Annotated in this window: 1 protein-coding gene; it reads left to right on the top strand. The window is 33.5% G+C overall.

Annotated features, from left to right (window positions below; genetic code table 11):
* Nucleotides 1–365 precede the first annotated feature (365 nt).
* Nucleotides 366–713 carry a nuclear transport factor 2 family protein gene (locus AC1DSL_RS18705; protein WP_340920448.1) on the top strand — a complete coding sequence of 116 codons (348 nt, stop codon included), beginning with the start codon at nt 366–368 and terminating at the stop codon, nt 711–713.
* Nucleotides 714–951: the final 238 nt, after the last annotated feature.

Below are 951 nucleotides of genomic sequence, written 5' to 3'. Positions count from 1 at the left end.
GAATTAGAAGACGATGAAAGAAGGTGAAATTCGTAAAGATTTATTGATTAAAGACGGTCGGCGAGATTCATTATTGTACAGTGTCTTGGAACACGAATAGAAACATTAATAATATCAACCTTTTTCAGCTAACGGGTGCTTTAGTTAAAGCTCATAGTTGCTTAAGCAGCCCTTTTTTTCTTATTGAACTAACGGGGCAGGTTAGTTAAATAAGCGTAGTATCGGTTGAACTGTGCGACACATCTTGTTCGAACTGTGCAGTACCTATTTGGTGCAAATTAGAAATTAATAATATAATTTAGAATAGTAGGTAAAATTTTCCTATTTAAACAGTTTTATAATACCAACGAAAGGAGGAACGTTAAATGACTGAGAAGATCCAAGTAGTACTTGAGTCTCTTAAAGCCTATAATTCAGGAGAACTAGAACTATTCAAGAGCTATTATGATGACTCTTGTACTTTCCGTTATGCATCTACCGACAAAATATTAACAATGGAAGAAGTATTTAAGTTTTATGAATCTGCTTTCCAAGCATCACCTAACGCACACTGTGAAGTTGTAAATATTACGTGTGTAGGTGATTTTGTGTCAGTACATGAGCGATTCACTGGAATCATAGACTCTAATGGTGAAGAAACAACTCCTGAGACTATAGCTGTTTACAAAATTCATAATCAGAAAATAATAGAATTACGACATCATTTTGCATAACGTATGATACCAAGACTCATTTAAAGTTTTGGTATCAATTTTTTCAATACAAACTCCTATGAGAGAAGAGTAAATGCATCCTATCTTAGTAATCCTTTTAGTACGTAGTTTGTGTCAACACTACAATAAGTCATGTTCAACTAACGGGTTCTTTACTTCAATAAGGGGTAAAGCCCTTTTCTTATTCAACTAACGCAGCATTTTAGTTTAATAAGTAAAGGTTGTATATGAAGGATAG

This window comes from Paenisporosarcina sp. P4_D4 (assembly GCF_056401835.1).
The sequence above is the reverse complement of the archived record's forward strand: the minus strand, read 5'-3'. Positions and strand labels throughout refer to the sequence as shown.